Source organism: Hydrogenivirga sp. 128-5-R1-1, assembly GCF_000171895.1.
Genome location: NZ_ABHJ01000005.1, coordinates 149,418 through 163,463 on the forward strand (window position 1 = coordinate 149,418; position 14,046 = coordinate 163,463).

General features: G+C 52.1%; 17 protein-coding genes. 8 read left to right on the forward strand and 9 right to left on the reverse strand.

Annotated elements, in window-relative coordinates:
* Positions 1-19 precede the first annotated feature (19 nt).
* Genes HG1285_RS10960 through HG1285_RS10940 form a run of 5 tightly spaced genes read right to left on the reverse strand, consistent with a single transcriptional unit; the run spans position 20 to position 3,640 of the window.
* Entirely contained in the window at positions 20-991 is a 972-nt protein-coding gene (locus HG1285_RS10960) for a KpsF/GutQ family sugar-phosphate isomerase (protein WP_008287117.1), read from the reverse strand.
* Positions 988-1,518 carry an inorganic diphosphatase gene (ppa, locus tag HG1285_RS10955; protein ID WP_032496528.1) on the reverse strand — a complete coding sequence of 177 codons (531 nt, stop codon included), beginning with the start codon at positions 1,516-1,518 and terminating at the stop codon, positions 988-990. The genes HG1285_RS10960 and ppa overlap by 4 nt, the downstream gene beginning before the upstream one ends.
* A gap of 13 nt (positions 1,519-1,531) precedes the next feature.
* Positions 1,532-2,854, reverse strand: a complete 1,323-nt coding sequence (rseP, locus tag HG1285_RS10950) for an RIP metalloprotease RseP (protein ID WP_157560541.1) — start codon at positions 2,852-2,854, stop codon at positions 1,532-1,534.
* Positions 2,851-3,255 (reverse strand): secondary thiamine-phosphate synthase enzyme YjbQ, encoded by a 405-nt coding sequence (locus HG1285_RS10945; protein ID WP_008287120.1) that lies wholly within the window; start codon positions 3,253-3,255, stop codon positions 2,851-2,853. Before HG1285_RS10945 ends, rseP begins: the two co-directional genes overlap by 4 nt.
* Positions 3,256-3,265: 10 nt before the next feature.
* A complete protein-coding gene (locus tag HG1285_RS10940; protein ID WP_032496560.1) occupies positions 3,266-3,640 on the reverse strand; it encodes a hypothetical protein in 375 nt (124 codons plus the stop codon).
* A gap of 62 nt (positions 3,641-3,702) precedes the next feature.
* Between HG1285_RS10940 and hemE the strand changes: the two genes are divergently transcribed.
* Entirely contained in the window at positions 3,703-4,719 is a 1,017-nt protein-coding gene (hemE, locus tag HG1285_RS10935) for a uroporphyrinogen decarboxylase (RefSeq protein WP_008287122.1), read from the forward strand.
* A 3-nt stretch (positions 4,720-4,722) separates the two neighbouring features.
* Positions 4,723-5,340, forward strand: coding sequence for a bifunctional phosphoribosyl-AMP cyclohydrolase/phosphoribosyl-ATP diphosphatase HisIE (gene hisIE / locus HG1285_RS10930; protein ID WP_008287123.1), 618 nt, complete (start codon positions 4,723-4,725; stop codon positions 5,338-5,340).
* Between the two features lie 3 nt (positions 5,341-5,343).
* On the opposite strand, the gene HG1285_RS10925 is transcribed toward hisIE, so the two are convergent.
* On the reverse strand, positions 5,344-5,559 hold the full coding sequence (locus HG1285_RS10925; RefSeq protein ID WP_008287124.1) for a helix-turn-helix transcriptional regulator: 216 nt from the start codon (positions 5,557-5,559) through the stop codon (positions 5,344-5,346).
* Positions 5,560-5,594: 35 nt separating this feature from the next.
* Entirely contained in the window at positions 5,595-6,485 is an 891-nt protein-coding gene (locus tag HG1285_RS10920; protein ID WP_008287125.1) for a KaiC domain-containing protein, read from the reverse strand.
* A 54-nt stretch (positions 6,486-6,539) separates the two neighbouring features.
* Between HG1285_RS10920 and HG1285_RS10915 the strand changes: the two genes are divergently transcribed.
* The 3 genes from HG1285_RS10915 to HG1285_RS10905 all read left to right on the forward strand — a co-directional run bounded on the left by HG1285_RS10915 (position 6,540) and on the right by HG1285_RS10905 (position 9,731).
* Positions 6,540-8,000: a leucyl aminopeptidase gene (locus HG1285_RS10915; protein ID WP_008287126.1), complete on the forward strand. Its 1,461-nt coding sequence runs from the start codon at positions 6,540-6,542 to the stop codon at positions 7,998-8,000.
* Positions 7,997-8,230, forward strand: a complete 234-nt coding sequence (locus HG1285_RS10910) for a hypothetical protein (protein ID WP_008287127.1) — start codon at positions 7,997-7,999, stop codon at positions 8,228-8,230. Before HG1285_RS10915 ends, HG1285_RS10910 begins: the two co-directional genes overlap by 4 nt.
* A gap of 109 nt (positions 8,231-8,339) precedes the next feature.
* Positions 8,340-9,731, forward strand: a complete 1,392-nt coding sequence (locus tag HG1285_RS10905) for an FAD-dependent oxidoreductase (RefSeq protein WP_008287129.1) — start codon at positions 8,340-8,342, stop codon at positions 9,729-9,731.
* Here the strand turns inward: HG1285_RS10905 and HG1285_RS18720 are convergent.
* Positions 9,697-11,124, reverse strand: coding sequence for a GGDEF domain-containing protein (locus tag HG1285_RS18720; RefSeq protein WP_008287130.1), 1,428 nt, complete (start codon positions 11,122-11,124; stop codon positions 9,697-9,699). The genes HG1285_RS10905 and HG1285_RS18720 overlap by 35 nt on opposite strands.
* A 21-nt stretch (positions 11,125-11,145) precedes the next feature.
* Between HG1285_RS18720 and nadD the strand changes: the two genes are divergently transcribed.
* Positions 11,146-11,739, forward strand: coding sequence for a nicotinate (nicotinamide) nucleotide adenylyltransferase (gene nadD, locus HG1285_RS10900; protein ID WP_008287131.1), 594 nt, complete (start codon positions 11,146-11,148; stop codon positions 11,737-11,739).
* Here nadD and HG1285_RS10895 read toward each other — a convergent pair whose 3' ends face one another.
* Positions 11,740-12,636: a ribonuclease H-like domain-containing protein gene (locus tag HG1285_RS10895; RefSeq protein ID WP_008287133.1), complete on the reverse strand. Its 897-nt coding sequence runs from the start codon at positions 12,634-12,636 to the stop codon at positions 11,740-11,742.
* A 92-nt stretch (positions 12,637-12,728) separates the two neighbouring features.
* On the opposite strand from HG1285_RS10895, the gene HG1285_RS10890 reads away from it, so the two are divergent.
* Both HG1285_RS10890 and HG1285_RS10885 read left to right on the forward strand, forming a co-directional pair.
* Positions 12,729-13,424 carry a dihydroorotate dehydrogenase electron transfer subunit gene (locus HG1285_RS10890; RefSeq protein WP_232219468.1) on the forward strand — a complete coding sequence of 232 codons (696 nt, stop codon included), beginning with the start codon at positions 12,729-12,731 and terminating at the stop codon, positions 13,422-13,424.
* Entirely contained in the window at positions 13,424-14,044 is a 621-nt protein-coding gene (locus HG1285_RS10885; protein WP_008287135.1) for a riboflavin synthase, read from the forward strand. The genes HG1285_RS10890 and HG1285_RS10885 overlap by 1 nt, the downstream gene beginning before the upstream one ends.
* The last annotated feature ends 2 nt before the right edge of the window (positions 14,045-14,046 follow it).

A 14,046-nucleotide genomic window follows, 5' to 3' on the forward strand; every position in this document is an offset into this window, starting at 1 on the left:
TCCCTGCCCGTTTTGTCTTTTAAAGATTTATCTCAGCTCTCAGGATATCGTGTAAGTGAATTATTCCCTCGGGCTTGTTCTCCTCATCAACCGCTATGAGAACCGTGATCTTGTGTTCCTCCATCCTCCTCAGAGCTTCAAGCGCCATCTCTTCTGCCTTGGTCGTCTTAGGGTTGGGTGTCATTACATCTCTGGCTACGCTCCTGTTGAGGTCTCCCCCGCCCTTCACAAACCTCCTGAGGTCTCCGTCCGTTATTATTCCCACGAGCTTTCCAGAGTCGTCAACCACCGCCGTTGCCCCGAAGCCCTTTGAGGACATCTCAAGGACTACCTCTCCCATCGGTGTGTCTTCTCTTACAACAGGCAGTTCCTCCCCTGTATGATAGAGGTCTCTGACGAGCCTGAGGCGTCTTCCCAGGCTTCCTCCGGGATGTCTGAGGGCAAAGTCCTTTTCGGTGAACCCCTTAAGCTCAAGGACTGTCATCGCGAGGGCGTCTCCCAGGACGAGGGTCGCAGTGGAGGAGGTGGTGGGTGCAAGCTGTAGCGGGCACGCCTCCCTGTCTATGTTCAGGAAGAGATGAACGTCGCTGTACTTGGCAAGGGTTGAGTTCTTCCTGTTGGTTATGGCTATCAGCGGGTTACCGAGCATCCTTATGTAGGGTAGAACCTGAACCACCTCGGCGGACTCTCCGCTGTTGGATATGGCTATGACCACGTCTCCTCTGTCTATCACCCCGAGGTCTCCGTGCAGAGCCTCCGAAGGGTGCAGGAAGTGGGCTGGCGTTCCGGTGCTCGCGAAGGTTGAGGCGATCTTCCTCCCAACGTGTCCCGATTTTCCTATGCCGGTTACTATGACCTTTCCTTCGCAGTTGAGTATGAGCTCAACCGCCCGTAGGAAGTCTTCACCGAGGCTCTCCTTCAGCCTCTCTATACCCCTTACTTCCTCCTCTATTACACGCCTCGCCCTGCTCAGTATGTCCTCGGGGTTCATGATTTCGCCTTGAAGTTCTCTATGCCCCTCTTTATCTCCTCTATGGCACTCTGTATGCCCTTGAAACTCTCCACCTTTACCCACTTCCCGGGCTCAAGCTCCTTGTAATGCTCAAAGAAGTGCTTTATCCTGTCCCTGAGAACCTGGGGCAGGTCGTCCACGGTCTTGACACTGTCGTAGGTTGGATCAAGCTTGGAGTGGGGAACCGCTATCAGTTTTGTGTCTATACCCTCTTCGTCCCTCATCTCCAGCATGCCTATCGGTCTGCACCTCATAACGGAGCCGGGCACAACGGGCTCTCTGGATATGACGAGCACGTCAACGGGGTCTCCGTCGTCGGCGAGGGTCTGAGGTATGAAGCCGTAATTGAAGGGGTAGTACATGGCGGTAAACAAGAACCTGTCCACGAACACAGCTCCGCTGTCCTTATCAACCTCGTACTTTATACCGCTCCCCTGCGGTATCTCAACCACAACGTAGATATCCTCGGGAGGGTTCTTGCCAGCGGGCACGTCCATAATTCCCATGTTCCGACCTCCTTTATCTCGTTGTAATCAGACGGATGATATCGTTTATAACCACGAAGACCATCAGAGATATTATCAGGGCAAAGCCTACCTTCTGCCAATACTCCTTGAACTTGTCCGGGAGAGGTCTCCTCCTTATGGACTCTATAAGGAAGAGTAGTATAAGCCCCCCGTCAAGAACGGGGAGTGGAAGGAGGTTGAAGATACCGAGCTGTAACGATATGAAAGCCATGGAGCGCAGGTAGGGTATCAAGCCGCTCTCCGCAGCCTGACCGGCAAACTGGGCTATCGCTATGGGTCCTCCGAGGGTCTTCACTGATATTGCACCCGTGACGAGACCACCAAGAACCTTAAAGGTCAGCGCTACGAGCTCCTTAGTTCTCTCTATGGCGAGCCCCACCGATCGCCCGAGTGGGTGTGCCTCCTTTACGCTCTCTATGTAAGGAGCTATGCCCAGGACTGGGTGTTTGCTCTGCGGGTGGAGGGCTGGAATGACCTCCTTCTCTATGACCTTTCCGTTCCTCTCCAACGTCAGCTTTATGGGGCTCCCCTTGCTCTCCCTTATAAGCTTCACAGCGTCGTACCAGCTGTTCACGGGAACTCCGTTCACTTTAAGGATCCTGTCACCCTCTTTAAGCCCTACCTGATACGCAGGGGAGGGACCCACGCCGGGGATCTCCCTTATCACCCTTCCTACCACCGGAGGTATGTAGGGGTTTATACCGAGGCTCTCCTGACCGGTCTCTATCTTCGGTGGATCAGCGGTGAGGGTAAGCGTTTTTCCCTTCCTCTCAACGACTATCACGAGGCTCTTCTTTTTGTCTAAGGCGTTCTCTATGATAGCCTTCCTTATGTCTTCCCACTTCTCCACCCTGACGTTGCCTATCTGGACTATCTTATCTCCCGGCTTTATGCCTACCTTTTCAGCCCAGGAGTTCTCCTCCACGTAGCCCACCACAGCGGGCTCCTTCATGTACTTGGGCACATCAACCCCAGCCCAGAAGACGACCGTCAGCAGGGCTATCGTGAGAACTATGTTGAACAGAGGTCCGCCGAAGGCTATGAGTATCTTCTGCCAGTTGGGTTTGGAAGAGAAAGCCTTAGGGTCTTCTACCTTCTCCTCCTCTCCGTAAAGCTTAACGTAACCTCCCAGTGGTATAGCTGCCACCTGATAGAGGGTCTCTCCGAACCTCTTGGCGAATATGGGAGGTCCAAAGCCTACCGAGAAGACCTCTACCTTTACACCGAATAGCTTGGCTATAAGAAAGTGTCCGAGCTCGTGGAACCATATCAAAAAGCCAACGAGAACTAAGAAAGCGAGAACAGTTTCCATCATGCCTCCTTGAGTATCTTTAGGATTACATTCCTCTCCCTGGGTCCGTCAAACTCCGCAAGGAATATAGCCTCCCATGTGCCGAGGGTCAAGTTTCCGTCAATAATGGGGACTATCCTTGAGTTCCCTATCACCGCACTCCTTATGTGGGCGGCGGAGTTTCCCTCCCCGTGCTCGTAGTTGGGGTCGTTCCAGGGAATTAAGCTCTCAAGTGTGTAAACTATGTCCTTTACCACGTCCGGGTCTGCCCCCTCGTTTATGAACACGCAGGCTGTCGTGTGTGGCACGTAAACTATGCAGAGACCCTCCTTAACGCCGGAACGCCTGACCGCATCTCTCACCTGAGGTGTTATGTTCACTATGCTCGTGTGCTTGGTGGTTTTTACCTTCAGTATCTCCGTCATGGAGAGTATTTTAACCCTCGCCCCCGAAATCCTGAAGTCTTTCCCTTATAAACTTCCAGCTCCAAGCCTTTTGCTGGGTCAGGGGTAGCTGTTTGCCTATGTGATCCTCGTGTCCCTCAACCCAGACGTACTCTCCGTCGGTCAGGAGTTTGAAGTTGTTAGTCCTGCTCGCCCAAGTCCAGTAGTTGTGAGGTGTTATGCCCATGCCCTTTTTGAAGGTTTCAAGCTCGTGGGGCAGGAGGGGTCTTACGCTCCTCTCTTCTTCGGTCTCCTCAACCTTCGCTTCTTCCTGCTCTTCTGCGACCTCTTCCTCTAATTTGTTCTCTTCCTCAACCACGGCTTCGCCGTCTTTTCTGGAGAATATATCTTTCAGCTTCTTAAACATGTTCATAACTATAAAACTTTTTGGCAGGGATTTAAAAGACCTATCTCATATAAAATCTTTACATGCCAAAGAACGACCTCATACTAAGGGCTGTCAGGCAGGAGCCGATAGAGCGATTTCCCGTGTGGCTGATGCGTCAGGCGGGCAGGTATATGAAAGAGTACAGAGAGCTTAGAGCCCGTGAGGAGAACTTTTTGAGCTTTTGCAAGAACGTTGACCTTGCGGTTAAGGTGTCCCTCCTTCCCCTTGAGCTCCTCGGTGTTGATGCGGTGATAATCTTTTCCGACATACTCGTTCCCCTTGAGGCTCTCGGTGTCAAGGTGGAGTTCCTTGAGGGTGAAGGACCACGCCTTGAGTGGAGCGGCGCGGTGTCAGACCTTAAAAGATACGACCCGGAGGAGAACGCCTTCGTTTACGAAATAATCAGGCGGGTGAAGAAGGCTCAGGATGAAGTTCCCGTTATAGGCTTTGCAGGAGCGCCCTTTACCCTTGCAAGCTACATGATAGAGGGGCGTTCCAGCAGGGACTTCAGGAACACCAAACTCTTCATGTGGGACAGGGAGTACGAGTTCAAGAGGTTAATGGAGGTTCTCGTGGACACACTCCACGCATACCTTGTTAGACAGGCTGAAGCCGGTGCCAACCTCCTCCAGCTCTTTGACAGCTGGACTAACTACCTCAGCAGGAGCGATTACGAGGAGTTCGTCTTTCCCTATGTGGAGGAGCTTATAGAGAGACTCAAGGACAGCACGGATGTCCCCCTCATTTACTTCTTCAAGGGCTCTTCGTCCTTCTTAGACCTTGCAGAGCAGACTAAGGCTGACGCTCTATCGGTGGACTGGAGCGTTGACCTCTCTCTGGAAGCGGTTCGCAGGAGGAAGGTTCTCCAGGGGAACCTTGAGCCTTCTGTCCTTTACGCCTCCGACGAGACGATAAGGTTTAAAGCCCTTGAGCTCCTCAGGGGCATGCCCAGGAAGACAGGTTACATATTCAACCTCGGGCACGGGCTCGCACCAGATATGGAGTTTGAAAAGGTCAAGCTCCTTGTGGATACGGTCAAGGACTATAGAATTAATTGAGTTATGCTTAAGCTGAACTTCAACGAGGAAGGTCTCATACCCGTGATAGCCCAGGACTACAGGACAGGTGAGATCCGTATGTTCGCCTGGGCAAACGAGGAGGCTATTAGAAAGACCCTTGAGACTGGCTACGCCCATTACTACTCAAGGAGCAGAAAGGAGTTATGGAAGAAGGGAGAGACCTCCGGTGAGCTCCAAAGAGTCAGGGAGGTGAGGGTTGATTGCGACGAGGACGTCCTCATGTACGTGATAGAGCAGGAGAAGAATAGAGCCTGCCACACGGGAGAGAGGAACTGCTTTTACAGGAACATAGAGGGCGATAGGATAGACAAACCTCTGCCTTTTGAAGCTCTGCCCAGACTTCAGGAGATCATAAGGGACAGGCTTGAAAAGAAGCCCGAGGACTCCTACACCATCAAGCTCGCCCAGAAGGGACTGGACAAGGTTATCCAGAAGTTCGGTGAAGAGGCGGTGGAAACTTTGATAGCCCTCAAAAATGAAGACAGAGGAGAGGTTCTCTACGAAACTGCGGACATGCTGTACATGCTCACCTTAGCCCTCACCATGGAGGGCATAGACGTATCGGAGGTCATGGAGGAGCTCATAAAGAGGATGAAGTAGCCCTCAGGCTACCTCCGCCACCTCCTTTCTGCCCTCCTTGAGCCACCAGAAACTAACGTCAAAGAGCTTGGATATGTAAACGAGGGTGGCGTCGCAGGGCTCAAGCCTGCCCTCCTCTATCTCCCTAAGCCTATCTACCGGAATGCCGATCCTCCTGGCAAACTCTTCCTGTGAAAGACCCTTTTCCTCTCTCAGCTTCCTTACCCTTTCTCCCACCATCTCCACGCCCTCCTTTAGAGTCCTTTATATATATTTTATCCAGCGGTTAAGGGCTCACCTATCTTAACCAGCCCCGTCTCGGTTATCTCAAGGTAGTGAGTCTTGGTGTCGTGTCCACAGAGCCTGCAACCATCTATCCTGAAGAGCCTGACTATGTCACCTATGGGTCTCTTAAATAGGTTTGACTGGGTCTTGGTCATTATGAGCTCCTTGGCGAGAACCATGGTGCAGTCAACTATGTGGCTGACCGCATAGCCCCCGGCTGCCTCCGCAGAGAGTTCCTCGTGCCCGCTCCTCTTCTGGGAAACGAATATGGCGGTTTGATACCACTTCTTCATGAAGTTGAAGAGCTGTCTAACCACCGTTCTGGCGAGCATCTCCTTAGCCTCGTAGAGACCGGTCACCGAGTCTATTACAGTGTGCCTGACCTTGTAGTTCTTTATGGCAAAGGCGAGGGTTGATAGGAGGTTTGGTATGTTGTCCCTCAGGCTCGTATGGCTCGCAGCGTCTATGAGGATTATGCGGTTCTCTATCTCGTTGAAGTCTATACCCATCGCTGTAGCCCTCTCCTTGAGGCTCATGGTAACGAAGGGTGCAGGGCTCTCAACGGTTATGAAGGCTACCACGTCCCCCCTCTCTGCCTGCTTGACGGTGTACTGTTCCACCATCAGTGACTTCCCTGTATCGGACACACCCGTTAGGTTGACCACCGCATACTCGGGTATGCCTCCGAGGGGCTTCTTTACAACCTTTCCGTCCTGTATCTCGCTGTGGAAGAAGAGCTCGTCAAGCCCCTCTACACCGGTGGGAATGCCCCTGAGCCTGGGTGCCTTCTTTAACGCCTCGCCGGCAACCCATATACCTTCTTCAATAACTCTTGGTTTCTCGTACTCCTCAGACCTGTGTCCCTTCGGGTCTTTTTCCATACTACTTCCCTCCTTCAGTTAAACTATACATTAATTACTTCCGGAGGTTGAGGTATGAAAGTTGGCGTCCATAAAGGAGACCCCAAGAGTTTAGAGATAAAATCCGCGGTTGTATTCGTTTACGAAAATGACTTCAAAACCCTCTCAAGGCTCGGGAGGGGAATATCCACCAAGGTAAAGAGAGCCCTTGAACTGGAAGGTTTTAAAGGTAAAGAGGGACAGATTGAGAGGATACCTCTTCCCAGGCAGAGGGTAGAGATCGTTTACGTGGTGGGTTTGGGCGATAAGAAGAAGGTGAATACGGACACCTTCAGGAGGGTCAGTGCCCTCGCCATAAAGAGGATCAAGAGAGACAAAGTTGAGAAGGTGCTATTTGTGCTCCCAAGGGGTACGAAGAATAAGCCCTTTCAGGCGGTCGCTGAGGGAGTGGTTTTGGGAAGCTACAGCTTTGACAAGTATAAAGAGAAGAAGGAAGAAGAAAGGTTTGAGGTCAAAGAGGTTCTCATCCAGGACGTGGACAAGGAGGCTGTGAACAGAGGGGTGGTCATAGCCGAGGCTCAGAACTACGCAAGAGACCTCGTGAACGAACCCGGCAACGTGATAAACCCAATAACCCTTGCAGAGGAAGCTAAGAAGCTGGCGAAGGAGCATAAACTCCAGTGCAAGGTGTACGACGAGAAGCAGATCCAAGATATGGAGATGCTCGCTCTATGGAGCGTGGGGAAGGGCTCAGCGACACCACCGAGGCTCATACACCTGACCTACAAACCCAAGGGTAAGGCAAAGGACAGGATCGTTTTGGTGGGTAAGGGACTTACCTTTGACAGCGGTGGTCTCAACATCAAGCCCGGTGACTACATGAGGACTATGAAGATGGACAAATCGGGAGCCTGCGCGGTTCTCGGAATAATGAAGGTTATAGCTCAGCTAAAGCCCAACGTTGAGGTTCACGGGATAATAGGCGCTGCGGAGAACATGCCTTCGGGGACAGCCTACAGACCCGATGACATAATAAGGGCTAAAAACGGCAAGCACATAGAGATAGACAACACCGATGCTGAGGGCAGGGTAACCCTTGCGGACGTTCTCTCTTACGCCAGCGAACTGAAGCCCTCAAGGATAATAGACATGGCTACGCTGACAGGTGCCTGCATGGTCGCCCTCGGGGAGTACACCGCAGGTCTATTTACCAACTCTGAGGACTTCGCAGAGGAGATAAAGGAGGTTGCCAAGGAGACAGGCGAGAGGGTCTGGGAACTACCCATGGACGACGACCGCCTCAGGAAGAAGATAAAGAAGGGACCCGCGGACGTGGTGAACACGGGCGGAAGATACGGAGGCGCCATAACCGCTGCGATGTTCCTTGAGGAGTTTGTAGGAGAGGGTATAAAGTGGGTTCACCTTGACATAGCAGGACCCGCATGGTCTAAGGAGGACTACGGCTACTACACTCAGGGTGGCACGGGCTTCGGAGTCAGGACTTGCGTTGAGTACATAATGAGGCTTGATAAGTGAAGGAAGAGGCTATAAGGGAAAGAATAAAGTTCTACACTGAGTTGTTAAAGGCGTTGATCCTCCTAGACATAACAACTGCAGGAGGCATAGCAGGGCTGTTATTCAAAGCAGATGAGAGTCCTGCAGTATTCTTGTTACTGATCGGCTCACTACTTGAAGTTTTCTTCTTAGCAGGGACGTTGTCGTTATATTTAACGATAGAGGAGCTTTTGAGGAGGCTTGAGACATGAAGGAGCTCTTAGCCTACGCTGCCACCTTTATAGTTGCCCTTGCTATGTTTGGCACCTTTTTCTTCATAGTCAAGCGAGCCAGAGAAGAAACTAATAAGGTAGTAAACGGATGAAGGTAGTAATAGTCGGTAACGGACCCGCGGCGGCGAGTGCCATAGAGGCTTTCAGGCAGGTGGATAAGGAGAGCGATCTCATAGTCCTCTCCAACGAAGAACACCCGACCTACGCACCTAACTGCATGGAGAACGTTATAAGGGACGATATACTCCCGGAGGCACTCTTCTACAAGGGCGGGGAAAAATTCTACGAAACCAACAGGGTTGATTTCAGACCCAAGAAAGAGGTGGTGAGGATAGACAACAAGAGGAAGGTGGTTATAACCAAGGACGGGGAGGAGGTATCCTACGACAGATGTCTTCTATCCGCTGGAGCCTACGCCTTCGTGCCTCCCATAGAGGGGGTTGATCTCAAAGGGGTGACCACCGCCAAGACCCTTGACGATGCCCGTCAGATAAGGGAGTGGATCACCTCCGGTAGGGTAAAGAGGGCTGTCATAGTGGGGGCTGGTCCTATAGGTATAGAAGATGCGGAGACACTACACCACCTCGGGGTTGAGGTGTCTGTGGTAGAGATATTTGACCGGGTTCTTCCCAAGATGCTTGATCACGAGATGGGAAAGATATACGGGGATACCCTTCAAAGAGAAACGGGAATAAAGATCTATCTTGAGCATCAGGTAGTCGCCTTCCACGGGAATGAGTGGGTTGAGGCGGTTGAGATAAAGCCGAGAGGTTCCGACAAGAGCTTCTTCATAGAGACGGATATGGTGATAGTCTCCACCGGCGTCAGACCCAGAACCTATCTGGTTGAGGGAACGGATATAGAGATACACATGGACAAGAAACTAAACCGCCCTATAGGCGGTATCTTGGTAAACGAACATCAGCAGACCTCCGACCCGGATGTGTTCGCCGCGGGGGATATAGCCTCCGGGATAGACGTGTGGGGCAACCACCGGTGGATAGCCCTCTTCCCTCCAGCCCAGCAGGCGGGTTACGTGGCAGGTTTTAACCTCGCCGGTAAGAATGTCAAAAACCCGGGACTCGTGGACTACAACGCCGTAAAGACCAGATCGGTCACCGCGGGGTCGGGCGGGATCTTTGAGGATGCGGAGGAGGAGTTCTCCGTAGAGAGCGGTAATTATCTAATAAAGGTCTTCCTCCTTGAGGGAAAGGTGAGAGGCTACCAGTTCGTAGGCGTTTCCAGAAACCCGGGGCTGAACCCTGATAACAGAATACTGAGGGTGCTCAACGGCAGGATAAAGAGTTGGGAAGAGAAAGTGTTAGCGGACAAGGGCTTTGGGCTTGAGGCGTCCGGGGTGATATTCCACTGCTTCTTGAAGTTACATAGGGAGTTAAAGGAACACACCAGAGATGCCATAGAGAACATGCTCATAAGGGCTCTCGCTAACCCTGCCCTTGATCTTCCTCTCTATATATGACCACCCTGTCCTTACCGCTCCTCTTCGCCTGATAGAGAGCCTCGTCCGCCTTCTTTATGAGGGAGTCTATGTCGTCCTCTTCGCTCAAGACGGACAGACCTATGCTCACGCTCGTCCAGATGTCTTTGCCGTCAACCTTTACGCTTGAGTTCCTGAACTCGTTGCGTATCCTCTCGGCGACCATGAGGGCACCCTTCTCGTCCGTCCTCGGAAGTAGGACTACGAACTCTTCACCCCCGAACCTCGCCGGTATATCGGAGGTTCTCACGTTCTTCCTTATAACCTCGGCGAGCTTCTTCAGGACGAGGTCTCCAACGTCGTGTCCGTAGTTGTCGTTTATGCTCTTGAAGTTGTCTATGTCCATCATTAGCAGTGAGAGGGGCTCCCTGTACCTCTTGCTAAGGTCTATTATCGTCCTGGCGTTCTCCATGAAGAACCTCCTGTTGTTGAGCCCCGTCAGTGGGTCTGTGTAGGCGAGCTCCTCAAACTTCTCCTTTTTCTTCTCAAGCTCCTTTATGTAGGCTTCAAGCTCCTGAGCCATGTTTAAAACCGAGCTCTTCAGTGTGAACAGCTCGTCCCTCGTTCTGTCCTTCCTGACCTGCTCGCTCAGCTTGGGTATGTCGGAGAAGTCAAGTTCCTTGAACTTGTAAGCCATGTTTTTCAACATGGTTATGTCCCTGACGAGCCTGTTGAACAGCACGAAGAGTATGCTTGACAGAACCACCACGAGTATGAGTGTGTAAACCAGAAATATGACCGAAGTGAAGAGGGTGTCCTTCAGTATTTGTGAGAAGTCCTTTACGAAAACGACCCTTCCCACCGGCACTGAGTTCTCAACCACGAGAGGGAAGTCCATTATCAGAGTTTTCATGCGGTTCACGAGCTTGTAACCCGTTGAAGAGTAAACCTCACTGAGTATCTCAGGCTGGTACTCACCCTCAACGACGAAGTCGTTAACCACGTACCTGTCGTTTATGAACCTGTCAAAGAACTCCGGCTTTTCCTCGGAGATCCTCTCAAGGATGTACCTGTCATAGACTATGAACCACTTCAGCTCATTCACGCCCACTATGAAGTCTATGACCTCTGAGAGAGGAGCGCCGTAAAATCGGCAGTCTTCAACCCTGCCCACGAAGACACCCCTTTCGGTGAGCATCATGTAGGTGTTAGCCCTCCTGACACTGCAGTCTGTCAGCTCAATGATGACCTCGTCGGCACTCTTGGCTATCGCCTTCTGGGCAAAGCTAAACGCTCTTGCCACGGCGTTGTATACCCTGTGGGCATTCTCCTCTATGTGGTGTTTTGATATGAATGCGAATATCAGGACGGTTATAAAGGATAGAAGGGAAGAGACCAGAAGAGTCGTGAGTATCAGTCTATTGCGTAGGGACATTACCAAATATAATATTCAAACATGTTCGTTCTCTTTGGGGGGAGCTTTGACCCCGTCCACGTTGGACACATAGTTATAGCGAGAGATGTAAAGGAGGAGCTCAGTGCGAAGGAGGTCGTGTTCGTCCCAGCTTACCACGCTCCTCTCAAGGAAGGTCACCGGGCGAGCCCCGAGGACAGGCTGAACATGCTCAGGCTGGCGATAGAGGGGGAAGAGGGCTTTTCCATAGAGGACTACGAGCTAAGAAAGGGGGGCGTATCCTACACCGTTGATACCCTTGAGCACCTTGTTCCTAAACTTGGAGAGAAGCCCTACCTAATCCTCGGTGCAGACAGTGTTCTGAAGCTCCACCTATGGAGAGAACCCGAAAGGGTCCTTGAGCTATCCAATCTCGTGGTCGTGGACAGAGAGGGCAGGCTTGATGAGGTCTTAACCTACCTTGGGGACAGGTTCCCTCAGCTGGAGGAGGGGAAGAACCTGTTTCCGTTGTCCGTCAGGAGGATTGATATATCTGCCACGGAGGTGAGGAGAAGGGTAAGAGAGGGTAGGAGTATATACTGTCTCGTTCCGGACAGGGTAAGGGAGTACATAGAGAGCAGAGGTCTCTACAGGTAGTCAGAGTCCCTTTATCCTCTTAAATATATCTATAATGGTGGACATATCTCTCCTGCTGGTGGACTCTCCGAGTTCTCCTACAAACCGCTCAACGATCTCCCTCTCAAGACCGGAAACCTGAGTTATAAGGTCTATCAGATAGTTGAGCTGTCTCTCCGTCGGACTCTCCTCCTCAACCTCCTCTCCTATGTATCTTCTAAGTTTCGTGTAGAGCTGGGCGAGGGCTAAGCTGTCCTTGAGGTTGTAAAGGGCTATCGTTTCGTAGCTACCCTTGTAGAACTCCTCCGCCACCTTACTCCCGTCTATTATGTCCTTGGGTGAGTGGACGCCGAACTTCCTGCATACGAAGTCAAACCTGAACCTCTTTTCCCTCTCGCCGTTGGACAAAAAGTGCATCAGGTCTACATGGAAAGACCTGTCCCTGAGGAAGCTCTCGGGCATGTCAAGTCCGTGGAGCATAGACCTTACCTTGAGGACGTACCCGTCAAAGCTGTACCCGTTGAAGCTCACGAGCCTGTCCACCTTACCGACCTCTTCCCAGAACCTCTTGAGGACTTCTTCCTCAAGGTAGTAGAGCTTCCCTTCAACGAAGTCAGCCCTGATGGGTGTGTATCTCACCCTTACGGAGCTACCCTCCGAGTAGAACACCTCCTTTTCCCTCTCCTTAGAGGAGAGGTTTGATACGTAAAATACGAAGCCCTCTCCTATCTCACCGTTCTCAATGAGCGTTCCCGAAACGGATACAACGAAGAGGGTGAACGGGTTCAGGGAAAACTCCTGTCTCACCTCCTCTTCGCTCTTGTCCTTCCTTCCCCTGTAACGCAAATACTGGTAGTCCCTGTAACTCAAACCGTTTAGGTCTGGTACGGTCTCAATGTCAAAAGCCAGAACCCTCAACCTATCTCCCTCCTCTAATATAATTTAACAGGATGGAAGACCATTCCCTGACAGTTACCCAGAACACCTTTCTCTCCGGAAGGCTCTGGTTGATGAAGCTCAAAGCTCCCCAGCTTGTCCACAGGATAAAGGGTGGACACTTCCTCATGCTTGAGGTCTCAAGCACCTACGACCCGATGGGTAGAAGGGCTTTCGCGGTGGGGGACGTGAGGAACGACGAGCTCCTCATATTCTACGATGTGGTTGGAAGGGGAACCGGACTCATGTCCCAGATGAGAGAAGGGGACGAGGTCAGGGTGTTCGCGCCCCTCGGTAAGAGGCTCTTTGATTACGAGGGAAACAAACACCTACTCATAGGTGGAGGTGTTGGGCTCGCAGGGCTTTCCCTATACGGGAAAGAGCTGAGGGATATGGGCAAGGAGGTTGTCTTCGTTTACGGGGCACGCTCTGCGGAGCACCTGGGCATGTCCGACTGGCTGAAGGAAGAGGGCTTTGACTTTATACTCTTCACCGACGACGGGAGCGCCGGTAGGAAGGGTCTGGTCACCGAGGTTCTCAGAGAGTTCGGTAAGGACTGGAGGGTATCCGCCTGCGGACCCAAGCCGATGCTGAAGGCTCTCAGAAACCTATCTCAGGAAACGGGGCACGAGGTCTTCCTGTCCCTTGAGGAGAGGATGGCGTGCGGCTGGGGGGTGTGTCTGGGCTGTGTCGTTAAAGACCCGGAGGGTGGTTATAGAAGGGTTTGCTACGAGGGACCCGTATTCAACGCCCGAGAGGTGATCTTCTGATGTTCACCGGTCTCGTGGAGGAGGTTGGTAAGGTGGTCTCCATCACGCGGGACTCAAAGGGAGGGGTACTGGAGGTGGGGTGCTCCTTTGAAGACCTTAAGGTAGGGGACAGCGTGTCTGTGAACGGAGCCTGTCTGACCGTCGTGCGACTTGGGAATGGGACTGCCCACTTTGAGGTTTCTCCCGAGACCTTCAGCAGGACGAACCTGAAAGCTCTGAAGAGGGGGGATTTTGTGAATCTGGAGAGAGCGCTCCGCGCTGATTCAAGGCTCGGAGGGCACTTCGTCTTAGGACACGTAGACTTTACGGCGAGGATCGTCAGCTTCCGGGACTTGGGAGAGCACAGGGAGCTCTTGATAGAGCTGCCACACCCTTACAGAAAACACTTCGTTGAGAAGGGCTCTGTTGCTATTGACGGTATAAGCCTTACCGTGAACAGGGTGTCGGAGGGCTCTGTATCCATAAACGTCATACCCCACACCTACGAGAGCACGAACCTTAAGTACAGGAAGCCCGGGGACGAGGTGAACGTTGAGACGGACATAATAGGAAAGTACGTGCTCAGGTATCTCGGTGCCGACGAGGGCGGTCTTGAGGAGAAGTTAAGGGAGCTCTTCTAAAC